Origin of the sequence: Pseudomonas fluorescens (assembly GCF_001648775.1) — a bacterium.
GTDB lineage: Bacteria > Pseudomonadota > Gammaproteobacteria > Pseudomonadales > Pseudomonadaceae > Aquipseudomonas > Aquipseudomonas fluorescens_M.
In genome coordinates, this window is record NZ_LVEJ01000028.1 from 152,157 (window position 1) to 175,566 (window position 23,410).

Consider the following 23,410-nt stretch of genomic DNA (forward strand, 5'->3'; position numbering starts at 1 on the left):
ACTGAAAGCTACCTATCAACGTCGTCCTACCCATATAAATAGTTTAGGAAGCAAACCACGCCGACTTCAATTCTAAAGAGTGGTCGAATATTCAATCTTCTAGACGTAATTAAGAAGCATGATAAAATACGTAATATTTGTTCAAGAAAAAAGAAACGAACACATAAATTATACCTGCAAGAACCTGGGCCACTCCTTCATGGACTCCCTCGATGCGAATCAACATCAGAAGAACTCCTAAGTTAGCAAGGTACGCCACCAAGAATACAAGTAAAAACCGAAAAATCTCTGCCTTCGACTTTGAAGTACTCTGAAACGTAACCTTACGATTAAGCACATAAGACAGAACGAGCCCCGTCATATACCCAATTATGTTGCTAACCACTGCTGTGGCACCTAAAAGATACATGCAGGCAAAAATAATCGCATAGCCCAGCAATGTGTTCAGTACACCGACGACCAAAAACTTAATTAATTGTTTCATTTTGTTTTGTGAGTCGCTTTTACCCAATACTGCCCTCCAAGCGGAAGCCACTCGAGATACTTTTCAAGAGGCGCAAGCCAAGAAAACTTGGGTGGAATAAAGAGGCAGTAGCCTTGTCCGTGGGCAAACAATTCAACCCGCTCAAATAGCCCACTTAGCTCTGAAGGTTTGAGGAGCACTGCATCCGCGTCATATGGACAATTATTGACAATGCTTCTGGTCACCGGATTGTAGGGGTTATGTTCAAAAACATACAGCTCCCCGTTATTTGCTAGTCGTCTTGCTAATAGCCGCGAAGCTTCGATCCGATCAGAGGGAGGAATGTGATGAAAAACGCCTGCTACAAATATCAGGTCGAAGAGACCAATGTCAGTATCGGGGCCTTCCTTCTCAAATCGTACATCCGGATTTTCGGATGCAGCGATACTCAGGCTAGCTTCAGAAATATCAGTACCAATAATTTCTGAACCTGGAAACGCCTCCTGCAGATAACGAATATTTCGGCCAATTCCACATCCGTATTCCAGAATCCGTTTTACTGGACGGTCAATTTGCGCGCGAACCAATCCAATTTTATACTTTGCAAAGTACTCTTCACTGGACGAAAAAAACTGAGTACTTTCCCGAAGAAGCTCATTGTAATTATCGGTGAAATTATCAAAGTCGACTTTTTTACTCACGGTATGAGATCTCCTCTTCAAGTATGTATCTAGGCCGAGACTTAACTTCCTCATAGATGCCACCAAGGTAAACACCTAGCACACCAATGACAAACAATTGGATACCGTTAAAAAGAAGAAGAAGCATAACAATTGTTGTCCAGCCGCTAGGCAATGAGCGATCAAACATGAAGGTGAACAGAGTCGCAAACATCAGTAGACAAGCCACTACCGAAAACGAAATACCGACAAATATCCCTATTTGTAGAGGCTTTGTGCTGAATGAGAGGATACCCGATATCGCAAGCTGTACCATCCGAGAAAAAGAATACTTAGAAACTCCGGCAGCCCGTTTTTCTGCAACGTATTCAATCCCAACCTGTTTAAAACCGATCCACGAAAACAAACCTCGCAGAAACATATTACGTTCTGCGAACCCCTCAGCAAGGATCTTGGCAACTCGACGAGAGATCAGCCGAAAATCAGCGGCATTAGGATTGATTTCTACATCAGAAAGGCGGTTTAAAAACTTGTAGAATAGGTTCCCCAATGCCTTGCGGATAGGGTTAACATCCAGGGTGTCACTTCGAACGGTATAAACAACATCCGCGCCTTCGAGAAAATTTTTTATTAATACCGGAATTAACTCGGGGGGATGCTGCAAATCGCTATCCATCATAACGATAGCATCCGCTTCTAATGCTTGCTCAATACCTGCCAAGAGCGACATTTGGTGCCCAAACCGAGAAGACATTGCCAACACCTTGACCCGAGAATCGTCCTTGGCAATACAACGCAAAACTTCAAGTGTATTATCAGTACACTTATCAACAACATAAATAATTTGTGAATCCACATCCTGCAGGGTGGACAATGTCGCAGAAACTCGCAAATGAAACTGAGCGATGACAGCCTCTTCATTGAAGACGGGGGCCACAATAGTAAGCTTGGTAATAGTCATTTTTTACTCGTCCAGAAGTGCAACGGTTCGGCTGATGTCAGCGTAAATCACTGGAACATCATAGCCGGCACGAACATTAAGAGCGGCACCCTCGTCAACAATACTGAAGTCCAATCCTACCGTACTCAGTCGCTGCATGAGGAAGTCACGCATCTTGATCGGCTGTCCACTTGCAACATGATATATCTCTCCCGAACGCCCCCGCTCGGTAATTTTTATCAGATGAAGTGCAGCATCAGTAATGGAAATATAATCCCGTACCGCATCCAGCGAACCGACTTCGATGCGCTGTCGCATACCTGAAACTACCTCTTGGATTTGCTGACTGATGCGACCGACAAAGAGCCGATCTGAGAGCCCAACTCCATCAAGATTAAAAATTCTGGCAATTAAAACATCCATCCCCTGATAGGAACACATGAGTCCATAGTTCGTTTGCCAAGATTTGGTCAGTCCATAGATTGATACCGGACGAAGTATATGGCTTTCCCGAACAGGGTTTTCTTCGGGGGAGACCAATCCATATTCAGCCGCCGAGCCAGCCAATACTACGCGTGTTGGCTGGCCTGACTCCTTCACCGCAGAAAGGATATTTTTTGCCCCAAGAACATTTGTTGCAAATGCTACGTCGTAGTCACCTACAAAGGTGGCCGCCAAATGGATAATCGCGGAAGGTTTAACCGAATGAATGACCGCTGATACATTGACAGGGTCCGTAACGTCCAAGTAACAATGTGTTTCGTTCGGTGAAGCACGTCGAGTGCCACATACAACATCATATCCACATGAACGCAGACCCGCCGTTACCGACTTCCCAAGCGTTCCATCACCACCGGTAACCAATACAGTTGACATCCGTTCAAAGCCCCAACTTGGCCGACAATTCTTCAAAATTTTCATCAGCGTACTGATAATCATCAGGGCGGCCAATATCGAGCCAATATCCAGAAAATGGACAAATGGTTGCTGGCTTACCCGCTGCAAGCCCATCAATCATTAGATGATCAAATCCATAAGGCTCGCCCTTGGACAGCGAGTCGATCACCGACTTGTGAATACAGTAGATCCCCATACTCACATCAAAATCGTAAACAGGTTTTTCCACAAATGCAGTCAGACTGCCAGCTTCATCATATTTGAGTACGCCGAAATCAACTTTCACATTGCGACGATAGGCCGAAACCGAAACTTTGCTACCATTCTGAACATGCGAGTCGAGAAAATTCCGATAGTTCAAGTCAGATAAAATATCACCATTCATAACCAAAAAATTTTCTGGCAGATCAGGGATAAGAGTAAGCGGACCAATTGTGCTTAACTCTGTCTCCTCAATGGAATAATCGATTTTCAGACCAAACCTGGAGCCGTCACCGAAATAAGCCATGATTAGATGTGATAAATGGTTCACAGCCAATGTAATGTGTGTAAAACCACCTTTGCGCAATTGCAAAATAATGATTTCTAGAATCGAGTACTTCCCACCCAATGGAACAAGTGGTTTTGGAATCAAGGTTGTATAGGGACGAAGACGAGTGCCTTTACCACCTGCAAGTATAATCGCTCTCATACACACCTCAAATGTTATATAGCCAGGCTTTATAGCGAGCCAGATTTTCAGGATGCTTAAACCACTGAATAGTATCTTGCAATCCGTGGCGCAAGTCGTACTCAGGTGTCCAGCCAGTCAAGGACTTAATAAGTGTATTGTCACCAATTAGCCTAAACACTTCGGATGCATCAGGACGCAGTCGGTCGTCTTCCGTCACAATCTTGACGTTCGGATTTAATTCATCAATTAAAACTTTAGCAATATCACCAACAGAAACTTCTGAGTTAGTGGCAATATTGACCTCCTGCCCTACTGCTTCATCAGAACTCGCCAGCGCAATAAACCCCTGAACCGTATCTTTTACGTAGTTAAAATCCCGCGTCGGCGCCAAACTTCCTAACTTAAGCTCTGTCGCTCCCAGCAAGAGCTGAGTGATGATTGTTGGAATAACTGCTCGGGCGGACTGTCGTGGACCGTAAGTATTGAATGGACGAACAATTGTGACAGGAGTTTGAAAGGACCGATAGAATGACTCTGCGAGTCGATCCGCTCCAATCTTTGTCGCACTGTAGGGTGACTGGCCTTGGAAGGGATGTTTTTCATCGATAGGAGCATACTGCGCTGTGCCGTAAACCTCGGACGTCGATGTCACCAGTACACGTTCGACATTCAGCTTTTTCGCGGCCTGTAAGACGTTGAGCGTACCTTTGATATTGGTGTCAACGTATGAGTCAGGTGAGTGGTAGGAAAAAGGAATGGCGATGAGTGCCGCGAGGTGGAATACCACATCACATCCCTGCATAGCTAGCTCAACACCATGAGGATCGCGGATGTCTCCTGCAAAGACATCAAGACCTTTAACTACGTCAAGCGGCAAGGAATCTAACCAGCCCCAGCTATTAAATGAATTGTAGTAAACAAACGAACGTACATCACATCCATGAGCAAGCAATGCTTCAACGAGGTGACTGCCGATAAAACCATCGGCACCGGTGACGAGTACTTTTTTACCTACAAGATTCAATTGATTCACCGCCTAAAAAATGAGTTATTAACTAAACAAGCTGACGATATTGTAGTGAACTACAATATGCAGTCATGGCCCGACCATTAGCACGCCATTAATCCTTCTTGCGGTCAGGACGAGCGTTGAGTCAGGCGTCACGGGCAGTTCTTCGCAGCGAGGAGTAGTTGGAATAGGGAATCTGTGGGCGACAGGATGGAGACGATCAACTGATAAAGGAGTACAGATACTTGCGGTCAGGTTTCGCCCTAGAACAGTACTCGCTTCGCCTAAGGTTGGCCCCAGAAACGTGTAAACATCTCCTAATGTTCCCGTGGTGTCGCGGATCATAACTGACGTCCAATTACCTTTCTCGACGGCAGACCATGTTTGATCTATGACACTTCGTTGAAGTTGGACATAGTGCCGAGTTCCATAAGCGACTAAAACACTCGAAGTCAGCACAGCAACAACCACAACCGAGGCATTGAACAATGCAAGATTGCTTGAGTTGTCTTTTCCAAAGTGTGCCAAGAGCGAAATACATACCAGGACAAAACCCGCAGACACAGGGAAGAGAACTCGATCCACATCGCCGATATGCAAAACACTGACATAAATCATTGATAAGATGGGCAGCAAACCCACAAGAAAACATACCAGCCCGGCTGCATATATCCGAGAACTCGGTGTTTCAAGTTTCTCTAGCGACCCCTTGCACAGCACAAAAGCCATCATTAGCAAAAGCGGAAGCAACTGCGGCTCTTGCCCGTAAGCCGTCTTATACGCCGCTTCAATATGCGCCCATAGCCCAGCCGCAGTAAATAGCCTAGCACTATCGGCAACTAGAGCTCCCTCGTACCCTGTATCACCAACCATTTTGGACACGACAAGCCAGTATGTGCCATACAGCACAAACCCTGCCCCAACGGCGAAACAGATACGGATAGTATTATTGAACTTTGAAAACGAACCCGCAATTTTTGCATCACTGATTCTACCCCACACGAGCGAAGCAAACGGTATAGCCGCCAAACACAACGTCAACCCCTGATACATGGCCAACATCAGTGCAACACTAACGGCGCAGCCTATTGCCCATATAGTGGACCAACGCTGATATAGTCGAATCGAAAATCCAAGAGCAACAAAAAACAATATGGCCGAAAATTGTGCAGAACCATAACGCCCCAACCAAACTCCTGGCCAGAACACAAGTGTTGCCGCCAAAACAGCTACTACCCAGCGATCATACCCAAACAACAATGGCGTCACGGCCCATCTAGCGACTAAGTAACGTATTATCATCAACAAACCAGTACCAAGCGCTACCCCAACAGGCTGGCCAGCGCCAAGAAACCATTGCAATGCATATGCAGTTAAATGCAACGGACGCATTGGAATTGATGGGGCGAATGTTTGGATGTAAGCCAAACCGTGCTCATTAAACGCACGAAACAAGTCCCACTCCTCAAGCAACGGCCCTACTGACCAGAAAGTCAAAGCCATCAGAGTTAAGACTGTAAAAGACTCAAGAATTATCAGCCTACGCTTGCTCACAACACTCAATGGCGATGGCACCGGGATCAATTTTTCCGGGCTAGCTGAAACATTGATCATTCGAATTCCTTTTAAAATCAAGCCACTCAAGGGACATGCTGGCTCGTAATTACGTGGCGCGCGTTACTCTAATCTACAGAGGAGGTGATGTCACATTTTTTATCAGCTCGGGTCGCATTATCCACATTGATGCTTTTCGCTATGACGAACACCCAAGCCGCCCACTTTTCGACTGAAATCAGGCGGTCCTAAGGCTCAATGCAAAGGCTGGATGACCAGCATCGCTGAGCATACTGCTCACGATGACAGTCTTCAAAACCGCGCTTCTTTGGTAGCACTAGAAATGGGAATGCCTGCCACCGCTGCGGAGATCCGTACGTGCAGATTTATCGCATACGACTCCTGCCTTAGGTTTAGCGCGGAAGCAGGATATGGGATGGGGATGCATGGACAGCTCGCGCGGATAAGGAATGAACAACCTGGCTAGCGCAGTCATGCGCGCCCAGCTCCAACTGCAAAAACGTACCCGCCAAGCCGTTTTTTGGTTTGGAGACCATGATGTATACTGCCAGAATGACCGCGATATCTTGCGTGCACTGTCATCGAGCCCATTCGCGACGAGTATGGCTGATACCGAGAGCGTCAGGGGTACAATAAACAATGACGGCTTCCCCCCAGCAAGCAAACCAAAAGCCAGTGCACACAATGTAGAACTTGATCTAAATATCTAGCGACCGAATGACTCCGTCGATCACAGTTTTCAGGAACACCACCATTTGCATGGTCGGCTATTCACTCATAATTACCGTACTAACAATACCGCTGTTTAACTCTATCAAGCTTAATGCCCCATCTGCAAAAGAGCAGCCGGTATCGATGTATACTACATTCCCCAAGCTCATTACGTTGGACACCGTTGAATGACCGACGTAAAGTTTATCTAGTCCTTTTATTAGGGAGTGATCTTGGTGATCAATTTTTGCTCGCGAATACAGAGCCAGTTTAAGAGCCTGCTGCTGGGCCTCCTCACCAAGCTCGCAGGCTATAGAGACTTTAGCTTCTTCCCAGCCATCGGTCTTTAGAAGAAGTGGTGCTTCGGCATGTACAATTCCGATTTTCTGACCATTCGATAAATCTAACTCAATCATGATTGGGAGGGCATGTAATGCTCTAGAAATATCGAGTTGAACGATAGATGGCAGGTCGTAGAGCCACGCGCCTCCATTTCGAGTATGCCTTGCCATATCTCCGCAACCCGACATGCACTCAACGATCATTTGTTCATGATTACCGCGCACTGCGTGAAACCACGGCTCTTTCAGCCATGCAGTTACTTGCTCTGAATCTGGCCCACGGTCAACAAGATCACCTACTGAGAAAATGCGATCTTGCGCTGCATTAAACTTGACTTGTTTCAAAAGTGAGCTTAGGAGCTTAAAGTGGCCATGGATGTCGCCCACAATAAAATCACGACCATTGCTATTGGCGGCGTATGACTTAACTGCGGGGGAAGGAGTGGGTTTGTGCATGACTATTACTGGGGGTAGGATTGCAGGCAATCGAAAAGCATATCATTTTGTGGGAGCGTTGTTTTTATACAATTGAAAAGGCGAGCAGACGGAAGAGACCCCAACTTCAGTGCAGTCAATGCTAGGCTGGAGCAACGTCGCAGGTTCAGCAATAGTTTCAGTCTCATTAAAAAGAGTCAATTGCTGGGTCGCTGGGTCGACACTACTACCCTTACGAATGCGTTCTCTCGGTACTTCTATGGTGGAGGTCCAATTTTTGATAGCTCAGCTTAAGCTTTTATTGCAACAACTTTTTATAAATAGTTGCGTAGGCAGCCACCATTGAGTCCGCACGAAACACGTCCTCATATCGCTGCAATGCACGCTGCCCCATGATCTCGGCAAGCACTGAATCTTGCGAAAGCCGCACCATCGCAGCGGAAAGAGCAACAGCATCCCGCGGAGGAACAACCAAGCCGGTTTCACCAGCAATGTTGATGTAAGTGGTACCCGAACCGATCTCACAGGAAATTAGCGGTTTGCCATACATGGCTGCCTCGAGCAGCGAGATGCCGAACGATTCCGAGCGCAGGTGCGATGGAAACACAAACGCATGGCACAGCGTCAGCAGTGCGGCCTTATCGTCGTCACCCAAACCACCCAAAAAGTGCACGCTGGAAATCCCGAGCCGGAACGCCTGCTCCCTGAGTTCCGCCTCCTGATGCCCTCCGCCCAGAATCACAACAGGTAGCCCGTTGATTTTTGCCGCGTCGAGCAAGTAGTCGAGCCCTTTGTAGTAACGCAACGCCCCCACAAAAAGAAAAAACTTCTCACCGACCTTACTGCGCCAGTAAGCAAGCCTTTCCGCAGATGCGACAGGATATGTCGCCCTGTCCAGCCCATATGGAATGATCTCCACCTTATCCCGGAATTTATTCAACACCGGGCTGCTCTGCGCGTAGTTAGGGGAGGACGCAACAATGCAATCCACGCTAGACAGAAAGCGGTTCATCAACGGCTGATAGAGCTTGAGCAGCGTCTTCTGCTTCACGATATCGGAATGATAGCTGACGACCGATGGCTTACCGTGACGGGTCGCAAAATGGACAAGATCCATGTACGGCCAAGGGAAGTGGTAATGAACCACATCAGCCTCTTTCGCCAGCTGCGAAAAATCCTTGAATGCCGACAGCGAGAAGCCTGTCGAGGCCACGTGCAAATCCAGTTTTGAGCGGTGGGTTACATGATTGCCAACCGCTTCGTTTCGAGCAGCACCGCGCTCACTGAGATAGAGCACCTGCGAGGAAAAACCGTGTTCGGCACCGCCTTGGGCGATCTGAAAAATGACTTGCTCGATCCCCCCCATGGTTTCCGGGTAGTAGGTTTTGAAAAAATGCAGAACCTTGATCATTTTCCGTCGAGCACCCTTCGATAGACCTGCAGGGTTTCCCGGGCGCAGCGCTCCCAGGAAAAACCTTGTGCGTGCTGCATTCCTTTGGCAACGGCGGTCTCGCGCCACGCCGCGTCAGTCAGGCCGCGCTCAAGCAGCCGGGTCAGCTCATCGACATCCATCGGCGCGCACATCAGTGCGGCCTCCCCAGCCACCTCGGGTAGCGACGAACTATTGGAGCACACCACCGGCACACCGGAGCTCATGGCCTCGAGCACCGGCAAGCCGAAGCCCTCATAGAGTGATGGAAAGGCAAACAGGCGCGCCCCCGCAAAAAGCAGAGGCAAATCCTCACTCGGTACAAACCCGAGGTAGTGGGCCCAGCCTTCGCGCCTCGCGCATTCAAGCTTTTGATGGACGACATCGTTACGCCAGCCATGGTAGCCAGTGAGAATGAGCGGCCAGCGCGTGCGCACTGCCATTGGGAGCCGGCTATAGGCAGCGAGCAGCGTTTCGATGTTCTTGCGCGGCTCGATGGTGCCCACGAAGAGGGTGTAACCGTTTGCCTCCAGGCCATGCCTGGCCAATGTTGTACTGAGCTCATCGGGAGACCTGGGGTAAAATTCCGGCGAACTAGCCAGCGGAACAGTGTGGATCCGCTCGATGGGCCAAGAGAAGTAATTAGCCAGTTCCTGACGAGTAAACTCCGAATCGGTAATCAGCGCGTCAGCCCTGACCAGCGTCGTTTTCAGTTCTTTTTGCAGATATCGAACTAATTGCGGCGCATGGCAATGGGCCCAAGTGAAAGGCGAAAGGTCGTGAAACGTCGCCACGCTACGCCCCGCAAAGGGCGGCAAATAGTAATTGGGGCTGTGGTACAGAAAATCGCCATGTCCCTTCAAAGCAGCCTTGCGCAGCATAGGCATCAGCAGCCGATAGGCTTCCACAGCGAGAAAGCTCTTCTGCACTGCGCGCTTCAAACCATAGCCACTGCCGGATTCGTTGGCGGCCGTCGGCAACTCAGGCAAAAAGCGTCGACCGGCAAAAAACTGCAGGTCTGTAATTTCAGTGCTCTGCTGAAGTTTGAGCGCGAGCTCATAGGTATAACGGCCAATACCAGTCAGAGGAAATCTAATCGGCTCAACAGATAAAACCAGCTTCATTTATTGCTCCGACAGCATCCAGCTCAGCGTTTCTTCAAGCCGAGGTGTTTGCCACCCCTTAACCAACTCGATCAGACGTGCATTGTCACCGCACAACATCTTCACTTCATTGACGCGGACGAACGCTGGATTCACTTCGACTTCGATTTGGTGCCCGGTATAAGCCGCGCACATGTCGATAACTTCTCGAAGAGTATGGCTGCTACCCGAACTGACATTGACTGTCTGCCCCAAAGGCCGGGCTTCTATCAAGCCACGATAAGCCTTGACTACGGCCCGGACATCACTGAAGTCTCGAGAGACATCGAGATTGCCGAGCTCGATCTTTTTAGCACGCTGACGGAAATGCGAAACGATCTTCGGCAGCAGGAAATTGTCACCCTGGCCGACACCGGTGTAGTTGAACGGGCGAGTGATAACGATGGGCAACCGGTTATGCCAGAGGCTGGCCATGTACTCCATGGCCAGCTTGCTTACAGCGTAATCGTTGGCAGGTGCCGGCGGTGTCGACTCGCTCAGCAAGCCGGCGGAGGCGTTACCATAAACATTGGCACTACTGGCGAGCAACACACAGTCCAGCTGCTTGCCACAGGCAGCGATCGCCTCCAGCAAATGACGCGTTCCTATCAGGTTGACCCGATAAAACGCGTCGGCAGCACCGTGTCCCACAAATGCCAACGCGGCGAGGTGAACCACCACATCAGGTTGAATAGTTGCCAGCAAATCACGAAGCGCCGCACCGTCGGCCAGATCGACCTGGTAATAACCAGGTTCATCGGAGGGCTGAGAACCCAATCCGATCACTTCATAGCCGTTAGCTTCGAGCTCGGCGGCCATGTAGCGACCCGTGAAACCTTGAATACCTGTAATCAGCGCGCGTTTACCGGCAATACTCATCAGAACGAGAATCCTTGTTCGTTGCGACGAAGGTCTGCTTCGACCATCATCCGGCACAGCTCCTCCAATGTGGTTTTCGGCTCCCAACCCAGCGTAGCCTTGGCCTTGGCCGGATCACCGATCAACAGCTCGACTTCGGTCGGACGGTAGAACTTTGGATTGATGGTGACCAGCACTTTGCCCGTTGCCGCGTCCGTGCCTTGCTCGTCTTCCGCCACGCCAGCCCACGAAATGTTGATGCCGACAGCTTTGAAAGCCATCGAAACAAAATCACGCACGGTTTCGGTACGGTTGGTCGCCAACACAAAAGTATCCGGCTCGTCAGCCTGCAGCATGCGCCACATGCCTTCGACGTATTCCTTGGCAAAACCCCAATCGCGCTTGGCATCGAGATTGCCCAGTTCGATTTTGTCGAGCAGGCCGAGCTTGATCTTAGCGACCGAGTCGGTGATTTTGCGGGTCACAAACTCACGACCGCGCAGTGGCGATTCGTGGTTGAAGAGGATACCGCTGGTGGCGAAGATACCGTACGACTCACGGTAGTTGATCGTCATCCAGTGCGCATACAGCTTGGCAACACCATAAGGGCTACGAGGGTAGAACGGAGTGCTCTCGACTTGTGGAATAGCCTGCACCTTGCCGAACATCTCGGAAGTCGATGCCTGGTAGAAGCGCACTTTCGGATTGACGATACGGATCGCTTCCAGAAGATTTACACAGCCCAGACCAGTGATTTCCGCAGTGGTCAATGGCTGGTCGAACGACACACCCACAAAGCTTTGGGCCGCAAGGTTGTATACCTCGGTGGCTTCGGTGGTCTGAAGCAGGCGAATGCTGGCCGACAGATCAGTCAGGTCGTACTCGACCAAATGCAAGTTAGGGTGCTGGCTTACGCCAAGTTCTTCCAGACGCCAGAAATTGACAGAACTGGTCCGACGGTAGGTGCCATACACCGTATAACCTTTGCCCAGCAACAGTTCCGCCAGGTAGGCGCCGTCTTGCCCAGTGATGCCAGTAACGATAGCTTTCATGCGAATCCTCTAAACTCCATTTGAGCGCCTAAACAGGCCCTTTTGCATATATATGCCGTTTGGCTCCGACCAACCGAGCCTCAAAATCTTGCAGATCATACAGAATGCACTCCGTCAGGACGATACCCAAGCTGTAACCAATGAGTTGACAGGCGTTTTTTGCCATCATCGCGAGCGACTGTTCGACCTGCCCTCCAAAGCGCCTGACTGAGCGATTCAATCCTGTGGTTTAAGTGCTGCGTAACATCCGGAAAGGCAGTCTCAGGCGCGACAAGTCAGCATTTCCTTATACCTTCCAGCCTGGGATGTACAAGCCATCAGCCCCACCCTCTGGAGGCGCGCCCATGACACGTCACCGTGGGGCATGAAAAGCAACATCGGGAGCGGTTCAGACAACGATTCAAACAACCGACTGAAGTCTGAAAGAAAAAAACCAGAAAGAGTGACACTCCCCTGACGCCAGCCTAAAATGGCGTGTTTTTTTGATCAATAATCTGGTGTCTTTAATGCGCAATGGTTCAGTAAGTATCGCCCTGTCCGACATCATCGCTGCGACAAGGCGATACGCTTTGGTAGGGATGCTTGGCTGGCAAGACGTTCGTCAGCGTTATAGAAGGTCCGCGCTCGGTCCGTTCTGGCTAACAATCAGCATGGGGGTAATGATCGGCACCATTGGTGTCGTTTTCGGTCAGATATTCAATTCGCCCATCCAGGAATTTCTGCCTTTCCTCGCGATCGGCATGATTCTCTGGGGCTTTATGTCAACCGTCATAAATGAAGGATGCACCGGGTTCATTGCCGCAGAAGGGATCATCAAGCAACTGCCGATTCCAATGTTCACCCACATATTGCGCATGATCTGGCGGAATATATTGATTCTGGGTCACAACATCCTGATCTTCCCGCTAGTGCTGCTGGCCGTCGGCAAGCCACTGACCTGGATTTCACTAGTCAGCATCCCGGGCATGCTCATCGTAGTCGTGAATCTGGCCTGGATCTCGTTGCTGCTGGCAGTTTTGTGTGCACGTTATCGTGATCTTCCACAAATCATCGGCAGTCTGCTGCAAGTCGTCTTCTACCTCACTCCAATCATGTGGATGCCAAGCCTGCTGCCGCAACGAGCTGGTCTTTATCTACTGGATCTGAACCCGGCCTATCACCTGATCTCCATCGTGCGCTCCCCTCTTATCGGACAGATGCCGACCGACACCAACTGGTGGGTTTCGCTTGGAATGGCGGCCGCCGGATGGCTCATCGCACTCGTGATCTACGGCCGATACAAGCGCCGAATCGCCTACTGGCTCTAAGAAGAAATCCTAATGTCCTCTATTGAATTCAAAAATGTTTGCGTGGATTTCCCAATCTACAACGCCAACGGCCGCTCCTTGAAAAAGCGACTAATTCAGGTTGCAACCGGCGGACAACTTGGCTCCGACGAACAAGGTCGTGTAGTCGTCCGAGCCCTGGAAGACCTGACATTCACGTTCAACAAAGGTGATCGTGTCGGCCTGCTGGGGCATAACGGTGCAGGCAAGAGCACCTTGTTACGTTTGCTTAGCAGCGTATACGAACCCTCCTCTGGCACCGCCCGAATCAGCGGAGAAATCGGTTCGCTAATCGACATATCCCTGGGCACCGATCCGGAGGCAACCGGCAGGGAGAACATCTTTCTGCGTGGCGGCCTCCTTGGAATGACCAAGGCTGAAATCGCAAATAAGCTCGATGAGATCATTGAGTTCTCCGAACTGGGTGACTTCGTGGATATGCCATTGCGCACTTACTCTACCGGGATGCATTTGCGTCTGGCTTTTGCCGTATCTACCACAGTCAGACCTGAAATCCTGTTGATGGATGAATGGCTATCTGTGGGCGATGAAGGCTTCAAGCAAAAAGCCGAAGTACGAATGAATGAGCTTGTAAAGTCGACCAATATTCTGGTCATTGCCAGCCACTCCCGCGAACTGGTCATGCACACATGTAATCGGGTTCTATGGCTGGAACACGGCAAGATTAAAATGGACGGCGATCCAGAAACCGTCACCGCCGCGTATTTTGGAGCTTAGGCACTAATGAAGACGATAAAACGCGAAAACATCCATGTCGGCACCGCGCTTTCATCCGCTTCCAAGCGGATGCAAAGCGCCGCTAATGTTTTACCTGAAGATCACCTGCCTGCAGATCCACTGCCCGCCGAAGAAACCTATGTCCAGCACACCAGCTTGAGAACTAGCGTCAAACGAGCACTGCGATTCATTGCAAAGCACGCCTACAGGTGCCTAAGGCCGCTAATAAAGCCAATCGTCTTCCGTATTCGCCATTATTTCCTCGCAGGCCTTAATGACAAGTTCGTCGATATCGCGCAGCGACAGCAAGCAGCCACCGAAGCTCTACTCTCCAAACTCGAAGCGCTGGAACAGCAGGTCGCGTCCATAGTATCGACCCAACAATCCATAGCATCGACCCAACAAATAACTGCGAAACAAACAGCTCAACTCACACGCGCTCAGCGAGTCGCATTCAGTGAACAGCGTCAGCAAATCAAAATAATTGAAAGTTACACATACGCTTCTGCCCGACGCGTCGCCGTGAACTGTGGCTCCGATGAGCTGATGATCAGGACCGAAGTCGGCTTTGTTCTGTGCTCAGCAAGTGATCATGCATTGATCGCGGTCCTGCTCGAAGCTGGAGAACTGGAACCTGGCACCCGCCGGCTCATCCAAAACATACTCAAGCCCGGTGATGGTTATATCGACGTTGGCGCCAATATCGGCATGCACATACTCGCCGCAGCTCAGGTCATGAAAGGCTCCGGAAAAATAATAGGTTTCGAACCGTTTGGCCCCACGAAGGCTTTGATCGACAAAACGATGTGGATCAATGGTTTTTCAAACATTGCTGAAATCCACCAACTGGCGGTATCAAACAAGTCAGGCTCGCAGCTACTCAATCTGGGAGCAACAAGTGGCCACCATTCACTGTTTAAGCTGGATACCCCTGCCGGTTTAGCCCCCCCGCCCGTACAAGTCAACCTGACTACCCTGGATGAAATCATAGAGCCGGACCAGGCGGTACACCTACTGAAGATTGATGCAGAAGGTGCAGAGCTAGACGTCCTTGAGGGGGCCAGTCGAGTGATAGAGAATAATCCGCAAATCAAACTGATCGTAGAATTAGGCCTTTCCCACCTGGAGCGATCTGGTCATACCCTTACAGACTGGCTCGAAAAATTTACCAGACTAGGTTTCGACTATCAGGTCATCAATGCTCTTTCCGGCGAACTTGAGACCTACAGCATTGAGAAGCTCAAGGCAGCGGAGTCCGTAAACCTGTTTTTTGCCAAGAGCGGGACTGCCGATACCGATACATTGGAAACAAAGCATGAAGAGTGAAATCGTGGTAATAGGCGCTGGCGGCCATGCAAAAGTTTGCATTGAGCTGCTACGGGCACAGGGCGACGTAGTCGCTTTCTGTATTGGCTCCACAGACAGCTCAGACACCTGCGTGGGGGTGCCAGTGCTCAAGTCCGATGATTACCTCGCGACACTGGGAAAAGAAGGCTATAGGAAAGTGTTCGTGGCCATCGGCTCAAATGCCCTGAGAAATCGCCTGGCCCAGTCTGCCATCGACCTGGGTTTCGAGTTGGTCAACGCACTTAGTCCAAACGCCGTCATTTCCCCGTCTGCCAAGATAGGCAAAGGTGTGGCGGTAATGGCTGGCGCCGTGATAAACGCGGAAGCCTCAATTGATGACTTGTGCATCATCAATACCGGGGCTACGGTTGACCACGACTGCCAAATCAGACGCGCTGCTCACATCGCCCCACAATCTGCCCTTGCCGGCAATGTAGAGATCGGCAAAGAGTCATTTGTGGGTATCGGCACCAAGATCATTCCTACCATTCGCGTGGGTGAGTTCGTGATGATTGGTGCAGGAAGCGTGGTAATCTCGAATATCGACTCGAGAGCCACGGTCGTTGGTGTTCCAGCCAAAGCTATAAATAAAATTTAAAGGATGTAGCATGAAACGTATTTCTGTAGCGCAACCAAAAATGGCTGGAAACGAACGAAAGTATGTACTCGACTGCCTTGATACCAACTGGATCTCGTCAAACGGAAAGTACATCGGCGCATTTGAAGAAAGTTTCGCCAAATTCTGCGACGTCAAACATGCAATAGCAACAAACAATGGCACGACTGCACTACACCTTGCATTGGTAGCTCTGGATCTTCAGCCCGGGGATGAAGTAATCATTCCAACTGTGACCTATATCGCTACTGCTAACGCTGTCCGTTACTGCGGCGCGATTCCGGTCCTGGTCGACGTCTGCGCCGAGACCATGAACATTGATCCGCAGGAAATCGAGAGCAAGATTACCGAGAAAACAAAGGGCATTATTCCTGTTCATTTGTATGGTCATCCTGCTGAAATGGACGTGGTTGACGCCATCGCTCGCAAACATAATCTCTGGGTTGTAGAGGACGCGGCAGAAGCGCACGGAGCCGAAGTAAAAGGCAAGAAAGTCGGCACGTTGGGCACCTGTGCCACCTTCAGCTTCTTTGGCAACAAGATCATCACCACCGGTGAAGGTGGAATGGTCACAACCAATGACGATGAGCTGGCTGCCAAGCTTCGTCTATTGCGCGGCCAGGGAATGGACCCACAACGTCGCTATTGGTTTCCTGTCGTCGGTTACAACTACCGGATGACGAATATTCAAGCCGCCATTGGCTTGGCACAAATGGAAAACATCGATACAGCACTGTCTGAGCGCAACCGTCTAGCAGCCTGGTACAACGATGCCCTTCAAGACTTGCAAGACAAGATTGTACTTCCAACCCAAGCTACTTGGGCAAAGCAAGTTTTCTGGATGTACAACATTTTCTTGCGCGACGGCGACGAGAACAAGCGTGATACCGTGATGAAGATGCTGGACGATCTGGGCATCGAAACAAGGCCGGTATTTTATCCGATGCATGTACTGCCGCCTTACAAAGAAGACGGTATCTACCCAATTGCAGATCTTTGGTCCGGCCGCGGCATTAACTTGCCAACGCACCAGGATTTGACTCAAGAAGACATTCTTCGTATAGCGGATAGCTTGAAAAAGGTTCTATTGTAAAAATGAAGATTGCGCTTTGTTCTACAATGGTGCCATTCGTATTCGGCGGAGGCCGTAACATCGTGGACTGGCTTGCGACCACCTTACAGGAAGCAGGCCACCAAGTTGAAATTGTCTATCTACCAGAGATAGACAATCCCGACACTTTGTTTCAGCAGATGATGGCATTGCGCTGGGTAGATCTTGAATCCGCCGACCGTATCATTTGCTTTCGCCCGCAATCTCACTTAATTCCGCACCGACATAAAATTTTGTGGTTTATACACCACGTGCGCATTTTTTATGATCTATGGGAGTCTGAATACCGCCCATACCCTGACGACGAAAAGTTCCGCGGTTTTCGCGACGCTCTGTTTTCAGTTGATGATCAAGCACTGCGTGAAGCAAAAGCGGTGTTTACAAATTCGAAAGTTGTGTCGACGAGACTCGAACGTTACAACGGCGTTAAAAGCGAAGTTTTGTACCCGCCAGTTTTTCAACCTGAGCGTTACCATTGCTCAGGTCAAAATGATGAAATTGTGTATATATGCAGACTGGAACACCATAAACGCCAACATTTGCTGGTAGAGGCTATGGCGCTTACCAAGACACCAGTTCGATTAAGGCTTTTAGGCTCAAGTGCCGGGGCAGACTATCCCAAATCGATTGAAGAAATAATTAACGCAGCTGATCTTACCGACCGGGTTTTTCTGGACAATCGCTGGATTACCGAAGAAGAAAAAGTTGAGCAATTCGCAGAATGCCTAGCGGCTGCCTATCTACCGGTGGATGAGGACTCCTATGGCTATCCTAGCCTGGAAGCCAGCCACTCCTCCAAGGCGATCCTGACTACAACGGACTCGGGCGGCGTTCTAGAACTTGTACAGGATGGCTTCAACGGGCTTATAGCTGAGCCCACGCCAGAGTCCCTTGCAGCGGCAATGGACAGCCTTTATTTGAATCGCTCCAACACCGCAGCCATGGGCGTCAACGCAAAACAACGTTTGGTTGACTTGAACATTTCCTGGAAACACGTCCTGGAGCGACTCCTAGCATGAAAGTATTGGTTGTCAACAACATGGCGCCTTTCTTATGGGGTGGTGCTGAGGAACTCGCCGCTAATTTACGAAAGAATCTTATTCTTGCGGGACACGAATCAGAGATCTTGCGCATTCCATTTCAATGGGAACCCTCGACAAAAATCCCCTCACAGATGTTGATGGCGCGCGCATTCGAACTGATGAACGTGGATCATGTAATCGCGCTTAAGTTTCCAGCCTACTTGATTCAGCATCAAAGAAAAACATTGTGGCTAGTTCACCAGTATCGCCAAGCTTACGATTTATTCGATGTAGGTCAAACCAATCTACCGCCCGGCAAAAGTGGAGAAGATATTCGCTCCACGATTCTGAATGCAGATAACGAGTGCTTTTCTAATAGTCGGAATATCTACAGCATCTCGGAAAATACTCGCCAACGCCTTTTGAAAAACAACGGGTTTGACTCCACCGTATTGGTGCCCCCCGTCAATGACCCAGAAGCATTTATCAATGGCACCCACGGGGACTATATTTTTGCTGGCGGTAGAGTCAACAACATGAAACGCCAGCACCTGCTCCTGCAGGCTTTGGTTAAGACCGATAAGCGCGTCAAGTTGATTATCGCCGGGCCTCCGGACTCTCCAGCGGATGCCGAGAAACTGGTTAAAATGGCCCAAACACTGGGTGTAACGGACAGAGTTCGACTGGATCTGCGCTTTCTGCCACGCTCTACCTATGCTGACTACGTAAATGGGGCAATGGCTGTCGCCTATATACCATTCGATGAAGAGATGGGTTATGTAACCATGGAAGCCGCCACCGCCTCCAAGGCGCTGATCACCACCACAGACAGCGGCGGAGTATTAGCATTGGTTAAGGACCGTGTGACCGGCTGGGTGGCAGAACCTAGCATTGAAAGCCTGGCGGCCACCATGAGCGCCGTAGTCGCAAACAGATCCACAACTATCGAATACGGGGCTGCCGCAAACGCACTATGGAATAGCCTGGGTATCAACTGGAATGAAACCATCGAGGCGCTTCTGAAATGAAGTTTCTAATCTTCACTCCGGCCACTAAAACCTCGGCCATTGGCCGAATGACTAGTCTAGTGACGCATGCTCTCAGATCTCAAAACCATGAAGTAGTCGTTGTCCGCACGGAAATGACCGACCATCTAAATTCCGAAACACATGATTTCGGATGCGATGTTATTTCCTGGAGAGACACGGCCGATGTCGAGGCCACCATCGAGCGCTCTGATATTTGTATTCATCAGATTGGAGACAACTATGAATTTCACCAAGGCAATATTGATTGGCTGGCACGCTTTGGCGGGATAGTTTGCCTTCATGATTTTTTCTTGGGCCATCTTTTTTGGGACTGGTCTCAACATAATGCTGAGCAGGCTAAAAAAGTTCTTAAGACTTATTATTCGACAGAGACTGCGGAGCGCTTTTACAGCATTAGTGGTCATGAAGAATTCATAGCATTTACCAAAGATCAGTCCCCCATGACGGAGTGGATTTGTTCAATGGCAAACGGTGTGGTGACTCATAGCAACTGGGGTTGCGATAGAGTCTTGAGCTCTTGCCCCGGCCCCGTGCGTGTAGTCCCGTTGGCCTATGACTCCCCCGGCCTTTCACTTGCAGGAACACAGCAAAAGCACTTGCCAACGACCAAGCTCAAACTACTGACAATTGGACATGTGAACCCCAATAAGAGAGTTGAAAGCTGCATCAAGGCTATTGGCGGCAACCCAACGCTTCGAGAGGCAGTGTCTTATCGATTGGTAGGTGCCATTCAACCTGAAGTGAAAACTAAAATCCTCGAACTCGCGCAAAGCCAAGGCGTAGATGTTGAGATTTCGGGAGAGGTTGACGGCGACACCCTCGCACTCGCTATTATCGACGCAGATGTAATTAGCTGCCTGCGCTGGCCTAGCCTGGAGGCAGCATCTGCTTCAGCAATCGAAGCAATGCTTTATGGAAAAACCACAATTGTCACCAATACGGGCTTTTACAGCGAGCTTCCCGAGCAATACGTTCTAAAAATAAACCATGAGCATGAGATCGAAGAGCTTAGAGCAACGCTACTGTCTCTCCATGCCAATCCTGACCTATTGAAGAAAAGAGGTCAGGAAGCGCAAAAATGGGCAAGTTTGACATTCACGGCTGAAAACTATGCCACTCAGTTATTCGATATCAGTTCTACTTGCATCAGAAACATTCCCTCGCTGAACGCGGCATCGTATTACGCAGGCATACTTCACGGCTGGGGCACCGACACCAGCATAATACAAAACAGTGAGTCACTTGCCCCACTGGCCATTTTCAACGAAAGCTATCCGCATTAATTTATTGCTCTAATGTTAGTGAGTCGACGGGCATTTAAAGCCGTCGACTCACTAAAAACAGCCATCAACCTTTTAATATTTTACCAGCCGTTTCTTTCCAACTGATAGGTTTGTAGCGATGTTTTATGTCAGCTTCTTTTAACGCCAACTCGCCCGGTACAAACAGATATTTCTCCAACGCATCCACCCACTCCGAAATATTCCAAGGGTCTAGGTAGTCCAACAAATCACCCCCCACCTCCGGAACCGATGCAGCGCTAGAAGCTAGGCAGTATTTACCGGCGGCAAGACTTTCAGCCACTGGAAGCCCCCACCCTTCATACAACGACGGAAAAGCGGTCATCGTGCAACTCTGATACAAACGCATCAAGTCGGAGTCAGACACATTGTTCAGCACTCGGATGTATTCTTTAGTTCTTGGGTCGAGTCCGATATCAGTTAAAAACTCATTCACACCCCACCCCGGCATACCGACGAACACCAACTTAGGGAGACGAGTCACCCCCTTGTCCACTAAACGTGTATAGGCGCGATACATTACTTCATGATTCTTTCTGCGTTCAATGGTTGAAACAAACAAGATAAACTTGTCTTCCAATATAGCTTTAACCTCAGCGCTTATATTAGCATCCAACGTATGAGAGACTTGACAGCCTAGTTTAACCACTATTGTTTCAGGAGTAGGCGCCCCTAGCTCGCTCAACAGAGCCAGGAGGTCTCTCTGAGTACACTCGGAGATACAAAGTATCTTGTCAGCGCACCAGGCAACATCGGTAAAGTAGTTGGCAAATCGAGCAGCCACATCGCCAACGCAGAGGTGCGGCAGGCGAACCGGGATGACGTCGTAACAACACAAAACGACGCGCAGACCGACTTCCTTCTTCAGCCGATAAAGATACGGAAGATCTTTGTTTTCCCAATCCAACCCTACCGAAATGTAACTGTCGCCTTCGGCAAAGGGATGACTGGCGGCCTGCGCCTTCGCGGGCGATGGAGTAAATACATGACTACGATTGGCTGGCTTGAAAAATGCTCTGGTCGCCGACCTCAAGTGTCGAACACCAATCACTGCCTCAACGATGGAAGTGCGGCGCAATTGAAAAAACTGATAAATGCGCCCGCTCAATTTAGGCGGAAGGCGATTCAGAACCTTGATCGCCTTTTCCTTCAACCGAGCCTCGATCGAACTTTTGTTCGAGCTGACTGCGGCTACACTGCCTGGCATAGTCTGGTGTGAGCCGGAAATTCGCTTGAGGGTCGCAGCCACTTCTGCAGCGTCGATCGCGCTGTAACCCGTCGCAGAGTTATAGAAGCAGAACTTCACCTCTTCGCCCGCAGCGATCAATTCAAGCGCGTGAGCGGCAGCCTCCGCCTCAGTACGAATAATGCCTACCGCTGGCCGGCGCCAGCCAAGGATGGTCGTTACATCAAACCAGGTGATCATGCTTGCGCCTTCTTTTCAATGACTTCTGCCGCTGCACGCGGGATCGATTCCAGGCTTCGGGCCCAGGTCAGCGGCTCGCGAGACGCTTTGTCCGGCCCGTTGTCGTCAATCGTTGCCGACCCGGTCAGACGCATGCGAATCGCCGCGTGAAACTCTTGCGGCGTACGCGCCACACTGATCTCCGGCAGGCCCAAGTGCTGTTCGAAACCCCGGAAAGCCGATTCGGTACCGATCACGTACTTGCCCGAGTAGATGGCTTCGGCGGTTTTGATGTTGGAACCGCCGCCATGGGGAATAGGCAACAGAAACGCATGCGCCAGCGTTTTCACGGCATCCAGGTCTTCGTCCGGCAGCATATACAGCAACTGCAGACGCGACAGGTTCAACTGCCCCCAGCGACTGTCGCGAAGGGTCGATTCCAAGTGCTCACACACACTCCCAACTACCACCAGTTTGCTGTCCGGGGGAATGCAGGCCAGAGAACTTCCGAGGCATTCATTGAAGCCCTTGAAATTAGGTGGATGAGCGCTGGCGACATAGAGAATCCAGGGCGACGGCGGCAGACGTTCTTTCCAGCTCTTCAGCAGCTCCGGCTTGGCCGACCACGGCGCGATACCGTTGGAAGCGAGCAGCGGTTTCTTCGCCCCCCAAGCCTTGAGGATGTCGTAATCAGCCTGGGTTACGGCCACGGCAATATCGGCTTCCAGAGTCGCCTTGCGCTCAAGTGCCTCAATATCAGCAATGACTGACTCAGTTCCTTTGATCGCGTAACTGTCGAGGATTTCCTGCTTTAGCGGAGCCTCAATGTTTTGCGAGCCGTAAATCAGACAAGCATTGGCATATTGCGGCAGTTGCTTGATCTTCAGAACCAACGGCCACAACCAGGGTTGCTCGACATGGATCACGTCGATAAAGGGAGGTAGTTTCTTGAGGATTTCGGCAAACCCGCCCTGTTCCGAAGCGGCGAATTCACCCGACAGCAAATCGTTGATCAACGGCACATACGTGCCCTTGTACTTCCTGAAAGTGCTGCCAGCGGGAAAGCTGACATCATTGGAGCCCAGCGTCGACGGCGGATAGCCCTCTGGCTCGTAAACGGCCAGGTGGGTAACGCTCCAGCCATTTTCGCCAAAGGTTTTCGCGATGTTGGCAACCCGGACCTGTCCACCGTGTCGGGGACTGGCGATCGGATAGGTACTTAACAATAAAACCGTTTTCAAAATATGAACCTATTGAATTGATATTTCACAACCCACGACCGCACCGCAAT

22 protein-coding genes are annotated in these 23,410 nt (G+C 50.1%); 8 read left to right on the top strand and 14 right to left on the bottom strand.

Going from position 1 to position 23,410, the window contains the following annotated elements:
* Nucleotides 1-109: 109 nt before the first annotated feature.
* From A8O26_RS30530 to gmd, 12 genes are all read right to left on the bottom strand, one after another.
* Nucleotides 110-484 (bottom strand): GtrA family protein, encoded by a 375-nt coding sequence (locus A8O26_RS30530; protein ID WP_064120404.1) that lies wholly within the window; start codon nt 482-484, stop codon nt 110-112.
* Nucleotides 481-1,164, bottom strand: coding sequence for a class I SAM-dependent methyltransferase (locus tag A8O26_RS29575; protein ID WP_172828206.1), 684 nt, complete (start codon nt 1,162-1,164; stop codon nt 481-483). The genes A8O26_RS30530 and A8O26_RS29575 overlap by 4 nt, the downstream gene beginning before the upstream one ends.
* Nucleotides 1,157-2,104, bottom strand: coding sequence for a glycosyltransferase family 2 protein (locus A8O26_RS24555; RefSeq protein WP_064120284.1), 948 nt, complete (start codon nt 2,102-2,104; stop codon nt 1,157-1,159). Before A8O26_RS24555 ends, A8O26_RS29575 begins: the two co-directional genes overlap by 8 nt.
* A gap of 3 nt (nt 2,105-2,107) precedes the next feature.
* On the bottom strand, nt 2,108-3,022 hold the full coding sequence (locus tag A8O26_RS29580) for an NAD-dependent epimerase/dehydratase family protein (RefSeq protein WP_081265253.1): 915 nt from the start codon (nt 3,020-3,022) through the stop codon (nt 2,108-2,110).
* Entirely contained in the window at nt 2,964-3,671 is a 708-nt protein-coding gene (locus A8O26_RS24565) for a sugar phosphate nucleotidyltransferase (RefSeq protein ID WP_064120286.1), read from the bottom strand. Before A8O26_RS24565 ends, A8O26_RS29580 begins: the two co-directional genes overlap by 59 nt.
* A gap of 7 nt (nt 3,672-3,678) precedes the next feature.
* Entirely contained in the window at nt 3,679-4,677 is a 999-nt protein-coding gene (locus A8O26_RS24570; RefSeq protein WP_064120287.1) for an NAD-dependent 4,6-dehydratase LegB, read from the bottom strand.
* 72 nt (nt 4,678-4,749) lie between these two features.
* Nucleotides 4,750-6,276: a hypothetical protein gene (locus A8O26_RS24575; RefSeq protein WP_064120288.1), complete on the bottom strand. Its 1,527-nt coding sequence runs from the start codon at nt 6,274-6,276 to the stop codon at nt 4,750-4,752.
* Between the two features lie 728 nt (nt 6,277-7,004).
* Nucleotides 7,005-7,745 carry a metallophosphoesterase gene (locus A8O26_RS24580; protein WP_064120289.1) on the bottom strand — a complete coding sequence of 247 codons (741 nt, stop codon included), beginning with the start codon at nt 7,743-7,745 and terminating at the stop codon, nt 7,005-7,007.
* Between the two features lie 277 nt (nt 7,746-8,022).
* The gene (locus tag A8O26_RS24585; protein WP_064120290.1) at nt 8,023-9,135 is read right to left on the bottom strand and encodes a glycosyltransferase family 4 protein; all 1,113 of its coding nucleotides are present in this window, start codon (nt 9,133-9,135) and stop codon (nt 8,023-8,025) included.
* On the bottom strand, nt 9,132-10,277 hold the full coding sequence (locus A8O26_RS24590; protein ID WP_064120291.1) for a glycosyltransferase family 4 protein: 1,146 nt from the start codon (nt 10,275-10,277) through the stop codon (nt 9,132-9,134). The genes A8O26_RS24585 and A8O26_RS24590 overlap by 4 nt, the downstream gene beginning before the upstream one ends.
* Nucleotides 10,278-11,174 (bottom strand): GDP-mannose 4,6-dehydratase, encoded by an 897-nt coding sequence (locus tag A8O26_RS24595; protein WP_064120292.1) that lies wholly within the window; start codon nt 11,172-11,174, stop codon nt 10,278-10,280.
* Entirely contained in the window at nt 11,174-12,205 is a 1,032-nt protein-coding gene (gmd, locus tag A8O26_RS24600) for a GDP-mannose 4,6-dehydratase (RefSeq protein ID WP_064120293.1), read from the bottom strand. Before gmd ends, A8O26_RS24595 begins: the two co-directional genes overlap by 1 nt.
* Before the next feature lie 482 nt (nt 12,206-12,687).
* On the opposite strand from gmd, the gene A8O26_RS24605 reads away from it, so the two are divergent.
* Genes A8O26_RS24605 through A8O26_RS24640 form a run of 8 tightly spaced genes read left to right on the top strand, consistent with a single transcriptional unit; the run spans nt 12,688 to nt 20,696 of the window.
* Nucleotides 12,688-13,512 (top strand): ABC transporter permease, encoded by an 825-nt coding sequence (locus tag A8O26_RS24605; RefSeq protein ID WP_253757015.1) that lies wholly within the window; start codon nt 12,688-12,690, stop codon nt 13,510-13,512.
* Nucleotides 13,513-13,524: 12 nt separating this feature from the next.
* Nucleotides 13,525-14,268 (top strand): ABC transporter ATP-binding protein, encoded by a 744-nt coding sequence (locus tag A8O26_RS24610; RefSeq protein WP_064120295.1) that lies wholly within the window; start codon nt 13,525-13,527, stop codon nt 14,266-14,268.
* A gap of 6 nt (nt 14,269-14,274) precedes the next feature.
* Complete coding sequence (locus A8O26_RS24615) at nt 14,275-15,594, top strand: FkbM family methyltransferase (protein WP_064120296.1); 1,320 nt, start codon at nt 14,275-14,277, stop codon at nt 15,592-15,594.
* Nucleotides 15,584-16,213: an acetyltransferase gene (locus A8O26_RS24620; protein WP_064120297.1), complete on the top strand. Its 630-nt coding sequence runs from the start codon at nt 15,584-15,586 to the stop codon at nt 16,211-16,213. The genes A8O26_RS24615 and A8O26_RS24620 overlap by 11 nt, the downstream gene beginning before the upstream one ends.
* A gap of 10 nt (nt 16,214-16,223) precedes the next feature.
* Nucleotides 16,224-17,324: a DegT/DnrJ/EryC1/StrS family aminotransferase gene (locus A8O26_RS24625; RefSeq protein WP_064120298.1), complete on the top strand. Its 1,101-nt coding sequence runs from the start codon at nt 16,224-16,226 to the stop codon at nt 17,322-17,324.
* A 2-nt stretch (nt 17,325-17,326) separates the two neighbouring features.
* Entirely contained in the window at nt 17,327-18,361 is a 1,035-nt protein-coding gene (locus A8O26_RS24630) for a glycosyltransferase family 4 protein (RefSeq protein ID WP_064120299.1), read from the top strand.
* Complete coding sequence (locus A8O26_RS24635; protein WP_064120300.1) at nt 18,358-19,392, top strand: glycosyltransferase family 4 protein; 1,035 nt, start codon at nt 18,358-18,360, stop codon at nt 19,390-19,392. The genes A8O26_RS24630 and A8O26_RS24635 overlap by 4 nt, the downstream gene beginning before the upstream one ends.
* Nucleotides 19,389-20,696: a glycosyltransferase gene (locus A8O26_RS24640; RefSeq protein WP_064120301.1), complete on the top strand. Its 1,308-nt coding sequence runs from the start codon at nt 19,389-19,391 to the stop codon at nt 20,694-20,696. The genes A8O26_RS24635 and A8O26_RS24640 overlap by 4 nt, the downstream gene beginning before the upstream one ends.
* A 64-nt stretch (nt 20,697-20,760) precedes the next feature.
* Here A8O26_RS24640 and A8O26_RS24645 read toward each other — a convergent pair whose 3' ends face one another.
* Nucleotides 20,761-22,140: a glycosyltransferase family 4 protein gene (locus A8O26_RS24645; protein ID WP_064120302.1), complete on the bottom strand. Its 1,380-nt coding sequence runs from the start codon at nt 22,138-22,140 to the stop codon at nt 20,761-20,763.
* A complete protein-coding gene (locus A8O26_RS24650; protein ID WP_155740687.1) occupies nt 22,137-23,360 on the bottom strand; it encodes a hypothetical protein in 1,224 nt (407 codons plus the stop codon). The genes A8O26_RS24645 and A8O26_RS24650 overlap by 4 nt, the downstream gene beginning before the upstream one ends.
* Nucleotides 23,361-23,410 lie beyond the last annotated feature (50 nt).

Bases quoted from the DNA above. Each gene is read 5' to 3' on its own strand.
- A8O26_RS24630 (WP_064120299.1), top strand. From the start codon at position 17,327: ATGAAGATTGCGCTTTGTTCTACAATGGTGCCATTCGTATTCGGCGGA.
- A8O26_RS24640 (WP_064120301.1), top strand. From the start codon at position 19,389: ATGAAGTTTCTAATCTTCACTCCGGCCACTAAAACCTCGGCCATTGGC.
- A8O26_RS24625 (WP_064120298.1), top strand. From the start codon at position 16,224: ATGAAACGTATTTCTGTAGCGCAACCAAAAATGGCTGGAAACGAACGA.
- A8O26_RS24585 (WP_064120290.1), bottom strand. From the start codon at position 9,135: ATGATCAAGGTTCTGCATTTTTTCAAAACCTACTACCCGGAAACCATG.
- A8O26_RS30530 (WP_064120404.1), bottom strand. From the start codon at position 484: ATGAAACAATTAATTAAGTTTTTGGTCGTCGGTGTACTGAACACATTG.
- A8O26_RS29580 (WP_081265253.1), bottom strand. From the start codon at position 3,022: ATGATTATCAGTACGCTGATGAAAATTTTGAAGAATTGTCGGCCAAGT.
- A8O26_RS24590 (WP_064120291.1), bottom strand. From the start codon at position 10,277: ATGAAGCTGGTTTTATCTGTTGAGCCGATTAGATTTCCTCTGACTGGT.
- A8O26_RS24595 (WP_064120292.1), bottom strand. From the start codon at position 11,174: ATGAGTATTGCCGGTAAACGCGCGCTGATTACAGGTATTCAAGGTTTC.
- A8O26_RS24555 (WP_064120284.1), bottom strand. From the start codon at position 2,104: ATGACTATTACCAAGCTTACTATTGTGGCCCCCGTCTTCAATGAAGAG.
- A8O26_RS24580 (WP_064120289.1), bottom strand. From the start codon at position 7,745: ATGCACAAACCCACTCCTTCCCCCGCAGTTAAGTCATACGCCGCCAAT.
- A8O26_RS24635 (WP_064120300.1), top strand. From the start codon at position 18,358: ATGAAAGTATTGGTTGTCAACAACATGGCGCCTTTCTTATGGGGTGGT.
- A8O26_RS24645 (WP_064120302.1), bottom strand. From the start codon at position 22,140: ATGATCACCTGGTTTGATGTAACGACCATCCTTGGCTGGCGCCGGCCA.
- A8O26_RS24620 (WP_064120297.1), top strand. From the start codon at position 15,584: ATGAAGAGTGAAATCGTGGTAATAGGCGCTGGCGGCCATGCAAAAGTT.
- A8O26_RS24610 (WP_064120295.1), top strand. From the start codon at position 13,525: ATGTCCTCTATTGAATTCAAAAATGTTTGCGTGGATTTCCCAATCTAC.
- A8O26_RS24615 (WP_064120296.1), top strand. From the start codon at position 14,275: ATGAAGACGATAAAACGCGAAAACATCCATGTCGGCACCGCGCTTTCA.
- gmd (WP_064120293.1), bottom strand. From the start codon at position 12,205: ATGAAAGCTATCGTTACTGGCATCACTGGGCAAGACGGCGCCTACCTG.
- A8O26_RS24575 (WP_064120288.1), bottom strand. From the start codon at position 6,276: ATGATCAATGTTTCAGCTAGCCCGGAAAAATTGATCCCGGTGCCATCG.
- A8O26_RS24565 (WP_064120286.1), bottom strand. From the start codon at position 3,671: ATGAGAGCGATTATACTTGCAGGTGGTAAAGGCACTCGTCTTCGTCCC.